The sequence below is a fragment of the Streptomyces sp. NPDC036764 genome, assembly GCF_055609385.1.
This window is the reverse complement of sequence record NZ_JBVJPT010000007.1, coordinates 368935-386442: the sequence shown is the minus strand read 5'-3', so window position 1 is coordinate 386442 and position 17508 is coordinate 368935. Positions and strand designations below refer to the sequence as shown.

At 71.9% G+C, this 17508-nt stretch carries 13 protein-coding genes; 2 read left to right on the top strand and 11 right to left on the bottom strand.

Features of this window, described 5'->3' with window-relative positions; translation table 11 throughout:
- The first annotated feature begins 62 nt into the window (after positions 1–62).
- Positions 63–707 carry a response regulator transcription factor gene (locus ACZ69Q_RS26665; protein WP_471046295.1) on the top strand — a complete coding sequence of 215 codons (645 nt, stop codon included), beginning with the start codon at positions 63–65 and terminating at the stop codon, positions 705–707.
- Positions 708–745: 38 nt separating this feature from the next.
- On the opposite strand, the gene galE is transcribed toward ACZ69Q_RS26665, so the two are convergent.
- The 4 genes from galE to ACZ69Q_RS26645 form a co-directional block, all read right to left on the bottom strand.
- Complete coding sequence (galE, locus tag ACZ69Q_RS26660) at positions 746–1726, bottom strand: UDP-glucose 4-epimerase GalE (RefSeq protein WP_471046294.1); 981 nt, start codon at positions 1724–1726, stop codon at positions 746–748.
- Between the two features lie 17 nt (positions 1727–1743).
- Positions 1744–3411, bottom strand: coding sequence for a glycosyltransferase family 2 protein (locus ACZ69Q_RS26655; RefSeq protein ID WP_471046293.1), 1668 nt, complete (start codon positions 3409–3411; stop codon positions 1744–1746).
- 201 nt (positions 3412–3612) lie between these two features.
- Positions 3613–4044: a hypothetical protein gene (locus tag ACZ69Q_RS26650; RefSeq protein WP_471046291.1), complete on the bottom strand. Its 432-nt coding sequence runs from the start codon at positions 4042–4044 to the stop codon at positions 3613–3615.
- Between the two features lie 18 nt (positions 4045–4062).
- Positions 4063–4536 (bottom strand): MarR family winged helix-turn-helix transcriptional regulator, encoded by a 474-nt coding sequence (locus tag ACZ69Q_RS26645; protein WP_471046289.1) that lies wholly within the window; start codon positions 4534–4536, stop codon positions 4063–4065.
- 120 nt (positions 4537–4656) lie between these two features.
- Here ACZ69Q_RS26645 and ACZ69Q_RS26640 point away from each other — a divergent pair, with 120 nt between their 5' ends.
- Complete coding sequence (locus tag ACZ69Q_RS26640) at positions 4657–5070, top strand: organic hydroperoxide resistance protein (protein ID WP_471046288.1); 414 nt, start codon at positions 4657–4659, stop codon at positions 5068–5070.
- Positions 5071–5092: 22 nt separating this feature from the next.
- Here the strand turns inward: ACZ69Q_RS26640 and ACZ69Q_RS26635 are convergent, their stop codons facing one another.
- The 7 genes from ACZ69Q_RS26635 to ACZ69Q_RS26605 all read right to left on the bottom strand — a co-directional run bounded on the left by ACZ69Q_RS26635 (position 5093) and on the right by ACZ69Q_RS26605 (position 17367).
- On the bottom strand, positions 5093–6685 hold the full coding sequence (locus tag ACZ69Q_RS26635; RefSeq protein ID WP_471046286.1) for a hypothetical protein: 1593 nt from the start codon (positions 6683–6685) through the stop codon (positions 5093–5095).
- Between the two features lie 62 nt (positions 6686–6747).
- A complete protein-coding gene (locus tag ACZ69Q_RS26630) occupies positions 6748–8979 on the bottom strand; it encodes a bifunctional glycosyltransferase/CDP-glycerol:glycerophosphate glycerophosphotransferase (protein WP_471046284.1) in 2232 nt (743 codons plus the stop codon).
- Between the two features lies 1 nt (position 8980).
- The gene (locus ACZ69Q_RS26625) at positions 8981–11182 is read right to left on the bottom strand and encodes a bifunctional glycosyltransferase/CDP-glycerol:glycerophosphate glycerophosphotransferase (protein WP_471046282.1); all 2202 of its coding nucleotides are present in this window, start codon (positions 11180–11182) and stop codon (positions 8981–8983) included.
- Between the two features lie 179 nt (positions 11183–11361).
- Positions 11362–13629, bottom strand: coding sequence for a bifunctional glycosyltransferase/CDP-glycerol:glycerophosphate glycerophosphotransferase (locus ACZ69Q_RS26620; protein ID WP_471046280.1), 2268 nt, complete (start codon positions 13627–13629; stop codon positions 11362–11364).
- Between the two features lie 153 nt (positions 13630–13782).
- Positions 13783–14640 (bottom strand): carbohydrate ABC transporter permease, encoded by an 858-nt coding sequence (locus ACZ69Q_RS26615; RefSeq protein ID WP_471046279.1) that lies wholly within the window; start codon positions 14638–14640, stop codon positions 13783–13785.
- Positions 14637–15920 (bottom strand): carbohydrate ABC transporter permease, encoded by a 1284-nt coding sequence (locus ACZ69Q_RS26610; RefSeq protein ID WP_471046362.1) that lies wholly within the window; start codon positions 15918–15920, stop codon positions 14637–14639. The genes ACZ69Q_RS26615 and ACZ69Q_RS26610 overlap by 4 nt, the downstream gene beginning before the upstream one ends.
- 67 nt (positions 15921–15987) lie before the next feature.
- Positions 15988–17367 carry an ABC transporter substrate-binding protein gene (locus ACZ69Q_RS26605; RefSeq protein WP_471046277.1) on the bottom strand — a complete coding sequence of 460 codons (1380 nt, stop codon included), beginning with the start codon at positions 17365–17367 and terminating at the stop codon, positions 15988–15990.
- Between the last annotated feature and the right edge of the window lie 141 nt (positions 17368–17508).

The window sequence follows — 17508 nt, the reverse complement described above, 5'->3', positions numbered from 1 at the left end:
GGCGGTGTCACCGCGCACGGTGACCGGTGCGGAGCCTTGTCCGGAGTAGAGGCGGAACTGCCGTGAGAGTCGTGATCGCCGAGGACAACGCCCTGCTGCGCGAGGGCCTCGTCCTGCTGCTGACGTCGGCCGGGCACGAGGTCGTCGCCGTCGCCGGCACCGGCCCCGAGATCCTGCCCGCCCTGCTGGAACAGCGTCCCGACGCGGCCGTCCTCGATGTGCGGATGCCGCCGGACTTCCGCGACGAGGGGCTGCGCGCCGCACTCGCAGCACGCGAGGAACTGCCCGGACTGCCGGTCCTGGTGCTCTCCCAGTACGTCGAGGAGCAGTACGCCGCCGAGCTCCTCGCCGGCGGCGCGAGCGGCCTCGGCTATCTGCTCAAGGACCGGGTCGGCCGGGTCGACGACTTCCTCGACGCCCTGGAGCGGGTCGCGGCCGGCGGCACGGCCCTGGACCCCGAGGTCGTCACCGAGCTCCTGACGCGCCGCGCCGGCTCGCCGCTGGACTCCCTCACCCCGCGCGAACGCGAGGTGCTGGCCCTCATGGCCGAGGGGCACGACAACGCGACCATCGCCAAAACGCTCGTCGTCACCGAACGCGCCGTCCACAAACACATCGGCAACGTCTTCCTCAAACTCGGCCTGCCGCAGAGTGACAGCGGACATCGCCGGGTGCTGGCGGTGCTGACGTATCTGAACAACTCGTAGCCGCCCGCCGGGGCGGCTCGCGCACCGGCGAGGTCGGGTCAGTCGCGTGCCGCGTCCGGATGCTGCCGTACCCACCCCGCCCACGCCGACGCGATCATGTCCTGGACGTCGTGCTTGGCCTTCCAGTCCAGTTCGGTGGCGATGCGGTCGGCGGAGGCGACGACGCGGGCCGGGTCGCCGGGGCGGCGCGGGGTGACGGTCGGCGGACGGTCGTAGCCGGTGACGGCGTTGATCCGGTCGATCATCTCGCGCACCGAAACGCCCTCGCCCCGGCCGATGTTGAGGGTGAGGGCGTGGCCCGGCGAGCCCTGGAGGGCGCGGGCGGCGGCCACATGGGCCTCCGCCAGGTCGACGACGTGGATGTAGTCGCGGATGCAGGTGCCGTCGGGGGTCGGGTAGTCGTCGCCGAAGATGCGCGGGGGCGCGTTCTCCGTCAGCTTCTCGAAGACCATGGGGACGAGGTTGAAGACGCCGGTGTCGGCGAGTTCGGGGGTGGCCGCGCCGGCCACGTTGAAGTAGCGCAGCGAGGCCGTGGACAGGCCGGTCGCGCGGCCGGTCGCCCGTACCAGCCACTCGCCCGCCAGCTTGGTCTCGCCGTACGGCGACATCGGCGCGCACGGCGTCTCCTCCGTCACCAGCTCGACGTCCGGCATGCCGTACACCGCCGCCGAGGAGGAGAAGACGAAGGACCGCACGTCGGCCGCGGTCACCGCCTCCAGGAGGATCCGCAGGCCCTCGACGTTCTCCCGGTAGTAGTGCAGCGGCAGCTCGACCGACTCGCCGACCTGCTTCTTCGCCGCGAGATGGACGACACCGGTGATGCGGTGGGCCGCGATGGCGCGGGCGACGCGCTCACGGTCCAGGGTCGAGCCGACGACCAGCGGGACGCTGTCGGGCACGCGGTCGGCGATGCCGGTGGACAGGTCGTCGTAGACCACGGCGCGCTCGCCCGCCTCGGTCATCGCCCGTACGACGTGCGCTCCGATGTAACCGGCGCCGCCGGTGATCAGCCAGGACATGTGCGGCCGTCCCCTCGTCAATGGGCCTGTGGTCGTGAGTGACAGTGAAGCAGGCGGCGGAGTCTGTCACGGACAACTGACATGACTCCCCGTAAACCGGGGGCCACGCGTAGCGCGAGCGCCCCGGAGTCTGTCGTGTACGGCTGCACGATGACGACGGCGTGCCGGGCGCCCACCACGGCGCACCGGCGCGCCAGTTCGGCGTCCGCGCGCACCTGTGCCGTGACCTCGCGGTACGCGCCGCCCCGGAAGCGCACCCGCAGCCGCAGCTCCCACGCGCGCGCCCCGTCGGCGGGCCTGCGGCCGACCGCGAACGCGGCCCACCGGAAGGTCACCTCCGCCGACCAGAAGACGCCCGTGCTCCCGTCACCGTCGGCCGCGAGCCGCACCGTCGTACCCCGCCCCGCCGTCCGCCCCGTCGCCCGGCACCGCCACTCCACCTCCAGCGCCTCCGGCCCCGCCTGCGCCACCCGGCCGTACAGCTCGTGCAGACGCAGCCGCACAAGGGCGTCACGCGCGCGTGGCCGCAGTTCGGCGTCGACGGCGAGGGGGAGGAAGCGGACGGGGCGGGTCAGCAGGGCTTCGAGGGTGATCTGGGGGAGGCCGGCCGACCAGACGGGCGTGCCGTCGGGGGCGTGGGCGTAGGGAGGGGGCAGGCGGGCCGGGCGGGAGGCCAGGTCCCGGATGCGGGGCAGGTCACGGGGCTCGGGGGAGGCCAGGACGACACGGCCGACGAGGCAGCCGGGCGCGGCGGGGTCGTGCTCCCAGTCGGATGCGTCGTACTCGGCGAGATAGGCCCGCGTGAGCGTCCACCACGCGCGCTGGTGGTGCGCGTCGTGCGACTCCAGCTCGCGTGCGTATGTCCGTAGCTCACGGTCGAGGAACTTCGCCCGCGCCTCCCGCGCGAGCTCTTTGCACCCGGCGCCCAGCAGGATCTCGTACGCCGCCCGGCTCGCCTCCGTGCGCGCCCGCCAGTCGGCCATGCCGGTCCGGTCCACGGAGGTGGGCGGCCGGTCGGCGCAGCGGCGTACGTGCCGGACGTACACCCGGTTCGGGACGAGGGCGATGCGCGGGCCGGCGGCGAGTACGCGCGCGCTGAAGACGAAGTCCGCGTAGCGGAACCGGCCCTCGGGAAAGCGGATGCCCCTCTCGCGAAGGAAGTCGGTGCGGTAGAGCTTGTTGACGCAGAGCGTGTCGTGGACCAGGCGCGGGCGCTGCGCCGGGCGCTCGTACACGGCGTGCGTGGCGTAGAGGGCGGCCTCCCAGGGTGTCTCGCGCCCCTCGGGCAGCTCCCGCCGCACGCACAGCCCGCCCGCCACCTCCGTGTCCGTCGCCGCCCTCAGCAGCGCGTCGACCGCGCCCGGCGTCAGGATGCCGTCGCTGTCCAGGAACATCACGTACGGCGAGGTCACCCGGTCAAGGCCGGTGTTGCGCGGGCTGCCGCAGCCGCCGCTGTTGACCCGGCGCCGGACCACCCGCACCCGCGGTTCGGTCGCGGCGAGGCGCGTGAGCAGTTCCGCGCTGTCGTCGGTCGAGCAGTCGTCGACGGCGACGACCTCACGGACGACCGGACCCTGGGCTAGCGCCGAGCGGACGGCGGCCGTCACGTGCGCGGCGTCGTTGTAGCCGACGACCACGACGCCGACCCGCGGTACGGGCGCGGTGTGCGGGGCGTGAGGGTCCATGGGGCCGCGTTCCGGAGTCGTAGGAATGGTGGGTTACCGCACGCTGACAGGGACTTGTGGCCCGAGCCGGAAGACGGCGGCGTCCGGGCTCCGGTTCACTGGCGGGCGACGGCGGTTCGGGGCGGAAGTGGTGCGTCACCGGGATCGTAGGCCGGGTGTATGCCGTACTCGCGGAGATATGCCGTCAATGACAAATAATCGTCAGTTAATAGAACAAAATCGGTCCTGTGGAACGCGGAACAGGAGCCGGAAAGGAGCGGCTGCCCGCGTGGCGCGGTCCCCGTCGTCGCCGTGTGCGGGCCCGTCGCCGTCATGCTCGGCCTCGGGCTGTGGGGCCTCGACCGGGACGGCATGTGGCGGGACGAGGGGGTGACGTACCAGGTCGCGCGTCGGTCGCTGCCGGAGATCTGGCGGCTGGTGCAGGGCGTGGACGCCGTGCACGGTGGTGTGCGCGCATGCGGTGACGCTCGCGGCGACGCGGGCGCCGAAGCGGGCGCGGGCCGCCTGGGGAGCCGCCGTGACGGGCGTGGGCGTCGCGCTGCTGCCGCTGACGGCGATGTCGCGGGCACAGGCCGGACAGGTGCAGTGGCTGCCGGTGCCGGGTGGGGGAGTGCGGAGCGGTCGTTGGCGCACCGATGGCGGCCACGCCGGTCAGGCGTCGCGCCCCTGCTCCTCCAGCGCCGCCGCGTCCAGCGCCTCGGTGAGCTGGTCCAGTTGTTCCCGCAGCGCGCCGATGGCGTCCTTGTCGAAGCCCGTCGCCGTGGCGATCCGGCGCGGCACCTGCAGCGCCCGCTCGCGCAGCGCGACGCCCTCCTCGGTGAGCCGCACCTCCACCGAGCGCTCGTCGCGGGCGCTGCGCTCCCGGCGCACCAGGCCGGCCGCCTCCAGACGCTTGAGCAGCGGCGAGAGCGTGCCGGAGTCCAGGCGCAGATGCTCGCCCAGCTTCTTCACGGGCAGGTCGCCGTGCTCCCACAGCACCAGCATCACCAGGTACTGCGGATAGGTGAGTCCCAGGTCCTTCAGGACCACGCGGTAGACGCCGCCGAAGGCGCGTGAGGCGGCGTGCAGGGAGAAGCAGATCTGCTGGTCGAGGCGGAGCCAGTCCGCCGTGGGCGTGGTCGTCATGCCTCCAGGGTAGCCCCTGCCCGTCATTTAGTTGTGTGCAATTGAATTGTGTGCTCTACTTGTGGTCGTCCGGGGCCGCCAACGGAGCCGCCGGACCACGAATCGAGAGGGATGGTTCCCATGGACGCGCTCTACACCGCTGTCGCCACCGCCACCCACGGCCGTGACGGTCGCGCCGTCTCCAACGACGGCAGGATCGACCTGAAGCTGGCCCCGCCGGTGGAGCTTGGCGGCAACGGGGAGGGCACCAACCCGGAGCAGCTCTTCGCCGCCGGTTACGCCGCGTGCTTCGGCAGCGCCCTCGGTCTCGTCGGCCGCCAGGCCAAGGTCGACGTCACCGACGCCGCCGTCACCGCCGAGGTCGGCATAGGCAAGCAGGGCGAGGGCTTCGGTCTGAAGGTGACGCTGCGCGTGGAACTGCCCGACACCCTGGACGAGGCGACCGGCCGCAAGCTGGTCGAGCAGGCCCACCAGGTCTGCCCCTACTCCAACGCCACCCGCGGCAACATCGACGTCGACCTCGTCATCGAGTAGGAACCCCGAAGCCCGGCGCCCGTCAGGACCCGATCCGCGCCAGTACCTCCCCCGTCTCCCGGCTCCACGCCACCACCACCGCCTCCTCGGGCACCCGCTTCCACCGCGTCAGCAACAGCCAGCGCGCGTGATAGCGCCGGGCGACGGTCGTGCGCTCGGCGCGGGTCGACGCGGGGGAGAGGTAGGCGCGGACATCGGCGAGCCGGCGCTCCCGGTCCCGCTCGTCCAGGGCGGGATCGGGCCAGATCGGCGCGGCCAGGTCCGGCCCGTACCCGGGGATCGAGCGCGGGGCGTGGTGCCCGTCGGAGATCACGACCTCGCCCTTGCCGACGTGCCGCGCCACCCAGGCGTACGACGGCCAGCGCGACGGCTGTTCCAGCCCCACCGGGTCCAGTGCCCGCGGCACCACCGCCCCGCCCTGCACGGTCAGGAACCCGACACAGGCCCCGGCCGCCGCGGCCCCGCCCAGCACCCGGCGCGCCCTGCTCCAGGGCCGGGGCGCCGCCAGCTCCACCGCCAGCGCGAACTGCAGCGGCACCAGGGTGAGTCCGAGGATCCTGCCGTAGGTGTAGTGGCCGCCGGCCCAGCCGTACGCCACGAGCAGGCAGTCGAGTGCGAACAGCAGCACCAGCGGATCGCGCCGGGAGTCCCGCCATCGCAGCCACAGCGCCGGCAGCCCGAGCAGCGCCAGCCAGAACTGCCCGAGGAGCTGTTCGTACAGCCGCCGGTGCATCCAGTCCACGCTGCGGTCCCCGGCCAGCGCGAACACATCGAAGTACGGCCAGGACCAGGCGACCAGCAGCGCCACCCCCGCCGTCACCGCCCACCGCACCAGCACGGCGGCCCCCCACCCCCGCTGCCACCCGGCGACGAACGCCACCGCCCCCAGCACGGCGGCGGCCGCGGTGATCGGATGGATCAGCAGGATCAGCGCGTACAGCGTGCCGAGCCCGGCGTACCCGGCGAACCCCGGCAGCCCGCTCGGCCCGACGTAGCGCACCAGCCCCTGCCCACGGGCCCGCGCCCCCGTCCAGGCCCAGGCCCAGAAGGTGAGCCCGATGGCGAACGCCGACGGGTATCCGAGGTTGCCGGTCATCGACATCAGGCTGAGGTACCCGCTCCACCAGGCCCGCTCGGTCCCCCACAGCAGCGTCATCGCGCCCAGTGCGAGCACCGGCGCCCACGGCCGCGGCGTGAGCACCCGCACGAAACGGCCGATGCCCGTCAGCAGCACCGCCAGGTTCAGCACCCCGGCCAGCCGCACCACCTCCCAGCCGCCCAGCCCGGTCAGCCGGGCGAAGGCGCCCTGTGCGAGGGCGTACGGCGAGTAGTACGGGCTGCCAGCGCCCGGCAGGTCCGCCATCGGATGGCGCGGATGGAGCAGATCGGCCTTCAGCCGCTCCACGACCGCCGCGTGCTGGCCCGCGTCGCAGCACAGCGGCACGGCCCAGTACGCCAGCAGCATCACCAGGAAGAACAGGAAGCCGAAGACCTGGTACGGCGTCGGACGCGGGCCGCGACCGCCGCGCAGCGCGGTGACACCGCGCACCCTCCTCCGGACGAGAGTGCCGACGGCCGCCTTTCCGACAGGTGAGGTCGTATCGGTTCGGGGCATTTGTCGTATGTTCCCAATGGGGTCAACGACACTGCCTCACTTCACCTCATCGAGTGATCCTGTCAGTGGGCGTCCAGGAGTGAGGGCGCGGTCGCCGGACCCGGGACCCGTCCCGCCGCCGGCCCCGCCATCACCTCACCCAGCATCAGCGTCCGTACGACCCGCTCGGCGGCCAGTCCGTCGTCGAACTCGCAGAACCGCTCCCGAAATCCCCGCCTGAGCCGCGCCGACTCCGCGTCCTGCCAGGTCCCGGAGGCGAACAGCCACGCCAACTCCCGGTAGGAGCGCGACACATGGCCCGGCGCGTCGGCGGTGATGTCGAAATAGGCGCCCCGGCTCGCTGTGTACGCCCCCCAGTCGTCGGCGTGGATCACGATCGGCCGGTCCAGGTTGGCGTAGTCGAACATCAGGGCGGAGTAGTCGGTGACCAGGACGTCGGCCGCGAGCATGACGTCCTCGACGTGCGGCTCGTCCGTCGCGTCGATCAGCACGCCCCGCCGGTGCAGCTCGGCCAGGCCCATCCCACGCGCGATGCCCGTGGACAGCGACGGGTGCAGCCGTACGACGAGGGTGTGGCCCGGGCCGAGGTCCCGGGCGAACCGGGCCAGGTCGATCCGGTCGACATGGCCGCCACGGCGGTAGTCGCGGCGGGTCGGCGCGTACAGCACGACGGTGTGCCCGGCCGGGACACCGAGCCGCGCGCGGGCCGCCTCAGTGGCCTCCGCGCCCGCGTTCACCAGCACGTCGTTGCGCGGGCTGCCCGTCCGCGCCGACGCGAAGTGACACGGGTAGGCCCGCTCCCACACCAGCTCCGAGTGCCGGTTGGCCACCAGGCTGTGGTCCCAGCGGTCGGCCCGCCACAGCATCTTCGGCACGTCGAAGCCGTGCCGTGCGCCGGGCTTGGTCAGCAGGTCGGCCGCCATGTACTTCAGCGGCGTGCCCTGATGGGTGTGGATGTGCACGCTGCCGGGGCGCTTGGCCAGGGTGCCGGGCCAGTTGACGTTGTTCACCCAGTACGTCGCCCGCGCCATGACCTCGTAGTAGCGCCGCGAGCCCGGCGTCACGAAGTCGATGCCGGGCGCCAGCGTGTCCACCGCGTCCTCCCGCACCACCCACACGCCCTTCATGTGCGGGGCGATCTCGCCGGCCTTCGCGTGGATCGCCGCCGGATCGCCCAGCACACCCCGGTGCGAGAACGCCGAGTACACGGCGAGATGCGGATCGAGGGGCCGCCTCGACCGGGCCGCGTACACGGCGCGCCTGGCCCGCTGCCCGGCCACGCGCGTCACCCGCCGCTTGCCCCTCCCGACGATCCCGCGCAGCTCACGCACCACACGGGCCGCGGCGAACGACTCGTACGACGCCGTGGCCAGCAGCCGCATCTCCTGGCCGCGCGTGCCGCCGGGCGGGACGAAGCCCTCGGGGACGTGCCGGGTGTAGAAGGAGCGGATCGCCCGGTAGAAGTCCGGCCGGTGCCCGAGCCGCACCCGGTCCTCGCGGGCCAGCACGAACAGCATGTGGTCCAGGGCCCGTTCGAACAGCGGCGGGCACGCCCACGCCAGGTCCGGGCGCTGCCGCAGGAACGCGAACAGGGACTCGTACTGCGGGAAGATGTCGAAGTGCCGCCGCCCCGGCGTCCTGGTGATCGCGCCCTGCCGGCGCTGCCGGTACTCGACCCCGATCCGCTCCAGACAGGCGATGCGGTCGGCCAGCACCATCGAGCGGTAGGTGACGGGCGCGTCCTCGTACAGGCCCGGGGCGTAGGCCAGCTCGTGCTCGAGGAAGAAGTCACGCCGGTACGCCTTGTTCCAGGCCACCAGGAACAGGTGCAGATACTCCGGGTTCTCCCGCACGCTGACCGTGCCGGTGCCGGCCGCCGCCAGCAGGTCCGCCGACGTGCTGCGGCCACCGCGGCCCCACCAGTGGGTGCGCACATGGTCGAAGACCACGATGTCCGGGTCGCCGGTCGCCTCCAGCTTCGCGGCGACCGCCTCCAGCAGGCCCGGCGTGTAGTGGTCGTCGCTGTCGAGGAACAGGACGTAGTCGCCGCTCGCCTGCGCCAGACCGGCGTTGCGGGCGCGGCCGAGGCCGACGTTCTCCGCCAGGTGCAGCACACGCACGCGTGCGTCGCGCTCGGCGTAGCCGTCCAGGATGGCCGGGCAGCCGTCGGGGGAGCGGTCGTCGACCGCGATCACCTCGAAGTCGGAGTACGACTGCCCGAGCACCGAGTCCAGGCACTCCCGCAGGAAGCCCTGCACCTTGAAGACGGGCACGATGATGCTGAAGCGGGGCACGTCAGCTCCTCACGAGGGTCGTCGCGGCGGGGGCGGGGATGCGCTCGGCGAGCGGGACCACCGGCGGCAGCGCCTCGGGCGGCTCCCCCAGCAGCACCCGGCGTACGACACGCTCGGCGGCGTGCCCGTCGTCGAACTGGCAGAAGCGCTCACGGAACGCGGCACGCAGGGCACCGGCCTCCTCGTCCGCGTACGAGCCGTCGCGCAGCACGGCCGCCAGCTCGCCCGGCGTCCGCGCCACCCGGCCCGGCGGCGACTCCATCAGGTCGAAGTAGACGCCCCGAAGCTCCCGGTAGACGTCCCAGTCGTCGGCGTACACGACGATCGGCCGGTCCAGGTTGGCGTAGTCGAACATGATCGACGAGTAGTCGGTGATCAGCGCGTCGGCGGCCAGGCACACGTCCTCGGCGGAGCGGTGCCCGGTGACGTCGATGACCGGGCCGGTGCCGCGCGCGGCGCCCTGGTCGTAGAAGTAGTGGGCGCGCAGCAGCACCACGTACTCGTCGCCGATCTCCTCGCACAGGGCCCGTAGGTCGAGGCCCGGCTCGAAGCCGGTGGCGTGGTCGCGGTGCGTGGGCGCGTAGAGCAGCGCCTTCTTGTCCTCCGGGATGCCCAGTTCGCGGCGCACGCGCGCGACGTCGTCGGCGGTCGCCGTGCAGTAGACGTCGTTGCGCGGATAGCCGTACTCCAGGGTCTCGTGCGAGGCGGGGAAGGCCCGCTCCCACATCTCGGTGGAGTGCCGGTTGGAGCTCAGGTTGAAGTCCCAGCGGTCCACGCGGGCCAGCAGCCTGGCGAAGCTGCCGGTGGCCGCGGCCACCACCGGGTACGTCGCCTGGTCGGCGCCCATCTTCTTCAGCGGGGTGCCGTGCTGGGTCGACAGATGGACACTGCCCTTGCGCTTGACCACGGCGTCCGCGAAGTTGGCGTTGTTGATCAGGTACTTGGCGCGGGCCAGCACGTCCCAGTACTCGCGGCTGCCGATCACCGCGTGCTCCACGCCCTGCGGCACGGTGTGCGCATGGTCCGCCTCGACCAGGAACACCGAGCGGATGTGCGGGGCGAGTTCGCGCGCCTTGGCGTGGATCGCCGCCGGGTTGCAGACGTAGCCGCGGCCCCAGTACGCGCAGTACACGGCGAGGTTCGCGTCCAGCCGGGTCCGCAGTCGGTGCCGGTAGCGCAGCCGGGTGCGCAGCCCGCGTGGACGCGGCACCGCCGAAGCCGCCCTCGCCAGCGCCCGGTTGGCCCCGCGCAGCGCCCGGAACGCCACGTACGCCCCGCTCGCCAGCAGCCGGTGCTGCACCCCGAGACTGCCGCCCGGCGTCCGGTACCCGGCGGGCCGGTACCGCCGGTACAGCCCGCTCGCCCGCTGGAAGAATGCCCGGCGCCGGCGCGGCAGCCGACGCGGATGGGCGGCCGTCTTCAACACGGCCGCGAAGAGCTGCTCGAACAGCGGCCCGAACCGCTCCTCGGACAGCCCCAGCTCGGCGGCCCGCGCGAGCACCAGCTCGACCTGTGCGAGCAGCTCAAGGTGATACCCGCCCGGCAGGCCCAGCCGGTTGCCCTGCCGGCGCAGCAGATGCCGTACGACGACCTGCCGCAGCACCGCCACGCGCTCGGCGGCCAGCACCACCAGACCGCCGAAGCCGATGTCGGTGAAGCGGCCCTCGGGGAAGGTGAGCTGCCGTTCGGTGAGGAAGGCACGGCGGTAGGCCGCGCTCCAAGCCGGCAGCTCCACGCCGGTGAGGTGCGGCGCACGCTCGGGCGGGAAGACCCCGTCCGGTGTGCGGGCGAGCACGGAAGCTGCCGGGTTGGTCGGCTCGCCCGTCCACCACGGGGTGCGCTCGTGCTCGAAGTACAGGACGTCCACGTCACCGGTCTCGCCCAGCCGGGCGTCCAGCGCCGTCAGCGCGCCCGGCACCAGCATGTCGTCGCCGTCCAGGAACAGCAGCCAGTCACCGGTCGCGGCCCGCAGCCCGGCATCGCGCGCCCCGGCCAGCCCGGCCGCCGGCGGCGAGTGCACGGGCGCCACCCGGCAGTCCCGCTCGGCGTACCGGGCCGCCACGCCCTGCGCCGGTGCGTCGGGGCCGTCCGAGACCGGGATCAGCTCGAAGTCGCCGAAGGACTGGCCCAGGGTCGAGTCCAGCGCCTGGGAGAGCCGGCCAGCGACCCCGTGGGACGGAACGATGATGCTGAAGCGGGGCATACTGCTCTTCCTGTCGGTGTGCGATGTTCCGGCGGCCTGGTGAGTGAGGAGGCCGGAGCCGGCCTCAGCCGGCGCCGAGGCGGCCGGGCCGCCCGGCGGGACGCCAGTTGGGCGGCCGGCTCGGTGTGGGCCGTGACGGGCTGGAGGGCATGCGAACTCCTCTTCAGTGAGAACGCCGTTCAGCGGCTCTCGGTGACGGCCACCGGCCTCGCGGGTTGCGGCACGGTCGCCACCGGGGTGTGCGTGAGCGACGCGGCCGGCGACGGCACGGGATGGCGCTTGTCGAGCGGCACCACCGCGGGCCGGTCCGGCTCGCCCAGCGCCACATGGCGGACGACCCGCTCGGCGGCGCGTCCGTCGTCGTAGGGGCAGAAGCGCTCGCGGAACGCCGCCCTGAGCTGGGCGGAGCGCGAGCCGCGCCAGTGGCCGGTGGCGAAGATGTCGATCAGCTCGTCCTCGCCGCGCGAGATCGCGCCCGGCGGGAAGGAGCACAGGTCGAAGTAGGTACCGCGGGCCGCCTCGTACGCCTCCCGGTCGTCGGCGTGGATCACGATCGGCCGGTCCAGGTTGGCGTAGTCGAACATGATCGACGAGTAGTCCGTGACCAGCGCGTCCGAGGCCAGGCACAGCTCCTCGACGCTCGGGTGGCCGGTGACGTCGATGACGCGGGCGGACGGGTTCTCGACGAGCGGGCCGCCGTGGCGGTGGTGGGCGCGGGCCAGGATGACGTAGCGCGGGCCCAGGCGGAGCGCGACGCGGTGCAGGTCGAGGGAGACGGTCTGGGTGCGGCGGTAGTCGCGGTGCGTGGGGGCGTAGAGGATCACCACCGCGCCCTCGGGGATGCCGAGCTGCTCGCGGATGCGGGTCACGTCCGCGGAAGTGGCCTGCTGGAAGACGTCGTTGCGCGGGCTGCCGTATTCGAGGGTGGTGTATGTGCCCGGGTGGACGCGCTCCCAGACCAGGGTGGAGTGGCGGTTGCCCGACAGGACGTAGTCCCACTTGTCGACGTCGTCGAGGAGCTCGTCGACGTCCGTCTCGCCGCCGGCCGCCGCCGGGCGTTCGCGCAGGTCCAGGCCCATGTGCTTGAGCGGGGTGCCCCGCTGGGTCTGCACCATGACCTGCCCGGCGCGCTTGACCAGGCCGCGGTCGAAGCCGGCGTTGTGCACGAGGTACTTGGAGCGGGCGAGGGCCGTCCAGTAGGCGGCCGTGCCGGGGCGCAGCACGCGGGTGCCGGACGGAACGGAACCCTGCTGCCCGGCGTCGGCGATCCAGGCCGTGCGGATGTGCGGGGCGTGCGCGCGGAACGCCTGCTCCAGGGCGCCCGGATGGCAGCCGTGCCCACGGACGCCGTCCGCGGCGAAGACGGCCAGGTCGGCACGCACCGGCAGGAGGCGCTGGACGCGGTAGTGCAGGCGCAGGGCGCCGGAGCGCAGGCGCTTCAGCAACCGGCCGGTGACCTTGGCGGTGCGGCGCAGCAGCGACGCCGTGAGCTGCAGGGCGCGGTAGGTGCGGTGCAGGCCCAGGCGGACGAGCGTGCAGTGGACGCGGGTGCGCGCCGTGACGGGGACTCCCGGGGCGTGGTAACGCCGGTAGTAGGTACGCGCCCTGCGCAGGAACGCGGCCCGGCTGCGGCGCGGGAGGCGGTCGCGGCGGGCGAACACCACGACCAGGTGGTCCACCATCCGCCGGAACAACAGCGGCCGCCAGCAGGCGAGTTCGGGGCGGTCGGCCACGTACGCGAAGACCCGGTCGTACTGCTCGAAGATGTCGAAGTGCCGCGGGCTGACCGTGCCGAGGATGCCGCCCCGGCGCCGCTGCCGGTAGTGCACGCACACCCGGTCCAGGGTCGCGATCGACTCCGCCGTCATCAGGACCGGGTAGGTCCAGGGCGTGTCCTCGTAGTAGCCGGGCGGGAAGGCGAAGCCCTCCGCCTCGACGAACTCCCGCCGGTACGCCTTGTTCCAGGCGACCATCAGCAGCCGCAGCAGGCCCGGGCGGTCCGCCAGCCGGAAGGGTGCCGGGCCCTCTTCGCAGAGCCGGCCGGCGGCCTGGTTGCGGACCGTCTCGCCGGTCCAGTAGGTGCGCGCGTAGTCGTACACCAGGACGTCCGGCTCACCGGTCTCCTTCAGCCGGTCGGCGATGGTGAGCAGGCTGTCGGGGGTGAGGCTGTCGTCGCTGTCCAGGAAGATCAGGTAGTCGCCCCTCGCCTCGGCCATACCGGCGTTGCGGGCGGCCCCGAGGCCCTGGTTCTGCTTCAGGTGCACCGGGCGTACGCGCGGGTCGCGGTCCGCGAACTCGTCGATGATCGCGCCGCAGGCGTCCGGCGAGCAGTCGTCGACGGCGATCAGTTCCAGATCGGGGTACGACTGTGTGAGCACCGATTCCAGGCACTCGTGCAGGTACGCCTGCACCTTGTACACGGGGACAATGACACTGAACCTGGGCAAGGGACATCCATCGATCGGTGCGGGCGTTCGGCCCGGGAACGGCCAATGGAGTGACTTGGTTACGGGTCCTACGGCATACGGGGGACCGCTCGGTGAACGCCGGAGGGCGGGCCGGTACCCCGGCCCGCCTCCTCAAGGGTGTTGCCCGCGCCGCTACTTGACCGCGCCCGCCATCACGCCGGACACGAACTGCCGCTGGAACGCGAAGAACACGACCAGCGGGATCACCATGGAGATGAACGCGCCGGGCGCCAGGACGTCGACGTTGTTGCCGAACTGCCGTACCTGGGTCTGCAACGCGACCGTGATCGGCTGGCTGTCGGCGTCCGTGAAGATCAGCGCGACCAGCATGTCGTTCCACACCCACAGGAACTGGAAGATGCCGAGCGCGGCGATCGCCGGACCGCCGAGCGGCATCACGACGCGGAAGAACAGCCGCAGTTCACCGGCGCCGTCCAGCCGGGCCGCCTCCAGCAGCTCCCGCGGGATCTCCGCGAAGAAGTTCCGCAGCAGGAACACCGCGAACGGCAGTCCGAAGCCGACGTGGAAGAGGATCACGCCGATCAGGGAGCCGAAGATGCCGATGTTGCCGAAGAGTTCGGCGATCGGGATCAGCGCCACCTGCACCGGCACCACCAACAGGCCGACCACGCCGAGGAACCACCAGTCGCGGCCCGGGAACTCCATCCACGCGAACGCGTATCCCGCGAGCGCGCCGATGATGACGACGAGGACCGTCGCCGGGACCGTGATCAGCACGGTGTTGAGGATCGAGTCGGTGATGTCGCTGTTGCCCAGCAGCTTGTCGTAGCTCTCGAAGGTGAGTTGCGAGGGCTTGCTGAAGACCTGCCACCAGCCGCTCGCCGTCATCTCCTCCGGCGGCCGCAGCGAGGAGATCAGCAGCCCGATCGTCGGGACCAGCCAGAACAGGCCGACGAGGATCAGGACTACCCGCACCAGCCCGCCGCTGACGAAGGAGGCCAGCCGGGAGCCCAGGGACTCCTCACTCATCGCCGCACCTCCCGTCGCAACCTACGGATGTTGAACCACATCACCGGGATCACCAGCAGCAGCAGGAACACCGAGATCGCGCTCGCGATGCCCGGCTGGTCCTCGGAGAAGCCCTTGCGGTACAGCTCCAGCGCGAGGACGTTCGCGTCGTCCTGGGAGGAGCCCGGGGCGATGATGAAGACCAGGTCGAAGACCTTCAGCACGTTGATCATCAGGGTGACGGTGACGACCGCGAGGACGGGCGCCAGCAGCGGCACCGTGATCTTGCGGAACACCTGCCACTCGTTGGCTCCGTCGACCCGGGCCGCCTCCAGCAGATCGCGCGGGATGCCCGCGAGCCCGGCCGCGATCAGCACCATCGCGAAACCGGCCCACATCCAGATGTACGACCCGATGATGGAAGGTGTGACGAGGGACGGGCCGAGCCAGTCCAGGCCGTTGTACGGCTCCTTGAAGTTGTCCGCAGGGAGCTTGAGCCGGGCCCCGTCGGCCGCGGCCGGCAGCGTGAACGTGCCGTCGCCGGCCGCCTTCGTGGAGGCCACGACCTTGCCGTCCTTGACGGCCTCGATCTTCATCCCGGCATAGCCCAGCTCGGCCGCGTCGACTCCGCCGAGCGTGCCGACGCCCTTGCCGCGGGTGAAGTCCTGCCAGGTGGTGCCGGTGACCTTCCCCGGCTCCGCCTCGGCCTGAACGGCCTTGCCCGCGTCGTCCGGCATCCCGTCGGGGGCGACGCCGACCAGGGGCAGGGTGACCGGGGTGCCGGCGCTGACGGTGGCCTTGGTGATGAAACCGCCGCCCGGCGCCGCTTCGAGGGGCGACTCGCGGCCCGGGTGGGCCTTCGGGAACGCGGACGCCTGCGCGAAGGTGTCGTGGACGCCCACCCACACCGCGTTCGCGACGCCCTTGTCCGGGTCCTGGTCGTAGACGAGCCGGAAGATGATGCCGGCGGCCAGCATCGAGATCGCCATCGGCATGAAGACGACCAGCTTGAACGCCGTGCCCCAGCGCACCCGTTCGGTCAGCACCGCGAAGATCAGACCGAGCGCGGTCGCGACGGTCGGGGCGAACACCACCCAGACGACGTTGTTCTTCAGGGCGGTGCGGATGCCGTCGTCCGTGAACAGGGCCTCGTAGTTGTCGAATCCGGCGAAGCCGCCGCCGGACTGGTCGTAGAAGCTGCGGATCACCGAGTACCCGATCGGGTACACCACGAGCGCGCCGAGCAGCACCAGGGCGGGCAGCAGGAAGAGCGCCGCAACCGTCCTGCGGGTGCCGGTCACGCTCTTGCGCGACTTGGGTGCGGCAGGGGGCGCGGTGCCCCCGGCCGCTTCCGCGGAAGCCATGGCGTCAGTTTCCGTACGCCGCGGCCGCGTCGGCCTCCAGCTTCTGCTGGGTGCCAGCGATGTCCGAGGGCTTCTTCAGGAAGTCCTGGAGCGCCTTCCACTCGCCCTTGCCCGGGGTGCCGCCGAAGGCCTGCGGGGCCTGGTCCGACATGTCGAAGCGGAAGTCGTCACCGGAGTCGATGAGCGCCTTGGCGATCTTCTGCTGCACCGGGTTCGGATACGCCGAGTTCTCCACGTTCTTGTTCGGCGAGAGATAGCCGCCGAGCTTCGCCTGGATGGTCGCCGCGTCCGGAGAGGCGAGGAAGGTGGCCAGGGCCTGCGCCGCCTCGGAGTCCTGGAGGATGACGGCCGCGTCGCCGCCGGAGACGACCGGCGCGGTGTCACCGACGGTCGGGAACGGGAAGACCTTGGCGTCCGTGCCGACCGCCGCCTTCGCCTGCGTGATGTTGACCTGCGCGAAGTCGCCCTCGTAGACCATGGCGGCCTTCGGCTGGTCGCCACCGGTGAAGACCTGGGTGACGGAGGCCGGGAAGTCCGTCTGGAGCGCGCCGCTTGCGCCGCCCGCCACATAGTCCTTCTTGCCCCACACCTGGGCGAGCGTGGTGAGCGCGTCCTTCACGGACGCGTCGGTCCACTTGATCTCGTGCTTGGCCAACTGGTCGTACTTCTCGGGACCCGCCTGGGAGAGGTAGATGTTCTCGAACCAGTCGGTGAGGGTCCAGCCCTCCGCGCCGCCCACGGAGAACGGTGTGACACCGGAGTCGTAGACGGTCTGCGCGGTGGTGAGCAGTTCGTCCCACGTCTTGGGCTCGGCGGCGCCCGCGTTCTCGAAGACCTTGGCGTTGTACCAGATCAGGGACTTGTTGGCGGCCTTGTAGTAGACGCCGTACTGCTTGTTGTCGACCTTGCCGATCTCCTGCCAGCCCGGCGAGTAGTTCTGCTGCAACTCCTTGACCGCGTCGGCGCCGAGCGGCTTGGCCCACTTCTTGTCCACGGCCTGCTTTATGGCGCCGGGCTGCGGAAGCATCGCGATGTCCGGCGGCTGGCCGCCCGCGACCTTCGAGCCGAGGAAGTTGATGATCGGGTCCTGCGCGGGCACGAAGGTGACCTTGGCGCCGGTGCGCTTCTCGAACTCCGCGAGGACCTTCTTGAAGTTCTCCTGCTCGGCACCGGTCCATACGGCGGCGACCTCGAGGGATTCGCCGTTCAGCTTGGGAAGGGTGACGGTGCTTGCGGACTCCTCGCCGGAGCCGCCCTGTTCGTTGCCGTTGTCCTTGTCGCTGCCACCGCACGCGGTGAGGGAGAGTGCGAGGGCGCCCGCGAAGACGGCTGCCGCGGCCCTGGCGGCCCTGTGTGTCCGGTTCTTGCTGCTCGTGCTGCGCATCACTGCCCCGTTCTTCGTGCCTCGTCGAACGTTCGAGCGCTGTCCCGTGCGATCTGGTCTACGCCCTGCCATGGGGGGCGGCAAGACTGCGTCCGCTGTCAAGTGGGCGATCGTGACCGCCTCGTGACCAGGCACCCTGCT

What these genes read in the sequence shown, in the direction of transcription:
- galE (WP_471046294.1), bottom strand. Translation starts at nt 1,726, where the DNA reads ATGTCCTGGCTGATCACCGGCGGCGCCGGTTACATCGGAGCGCACGTC.
- ACZ69Q_RS26655 (WP_471046293.1), bottom strand. Translation starts at nt 3,411, where the DNA reads ATGGACCCTCACGCCCCGCACACCGCGCCCGTACCGCGGGTCGGCGTC.
- ACZ69Q_RS26645 (WP_471046289.1), bottom strand. Translation starts at nt 4,536, where the DNA reads ATGACGACCACGCCCACGGCGGACTGGCTCCGCCTCGACCAGCAGATC.
- ACZ69Q_RS26640 (WP_471046288.1), top strand. Translation starts at nt 4,657, where the DNA reads ATGGACGCGCTCTACACCGCTGTCGCCACCGCCACCCACGGCCGTGAC.
- ACZ69Q_RS26635 (WP_471046286.1), bottom strand. Translation starts at nt 6,685, where the DNA reads ATGCCCCGAACCGATACGACCTCACCTGTCGGAAAGGCGGCCGTCGGC.
- ACZ69Q_RS26625 (WP_471046282.1), bottom strand. Translation starts at nt 11,182, where the DNA reads ATGCCCCGCTTCAGCATCATCGTTCCGTCCCACGGGGTCGCTGGCCGG.
- ACZ69Q_RS26615 (WP_471046279.1), bottom strand. Translation starts at nt 14,640, where the DNA reads ATGAGTGAGGAGTCCCTGGGCTCCCGGCTGGCCTCCTTCGTCAGCGGC.
- ACZ69Q_RS26605 (WP_471046277.1), bottom strand. Translation starts at nt 17,367, where the DNA reads ATGCGCAGCACGAGCAGCAAGAACCGGACACACAGGGCCGCCAGGGCC.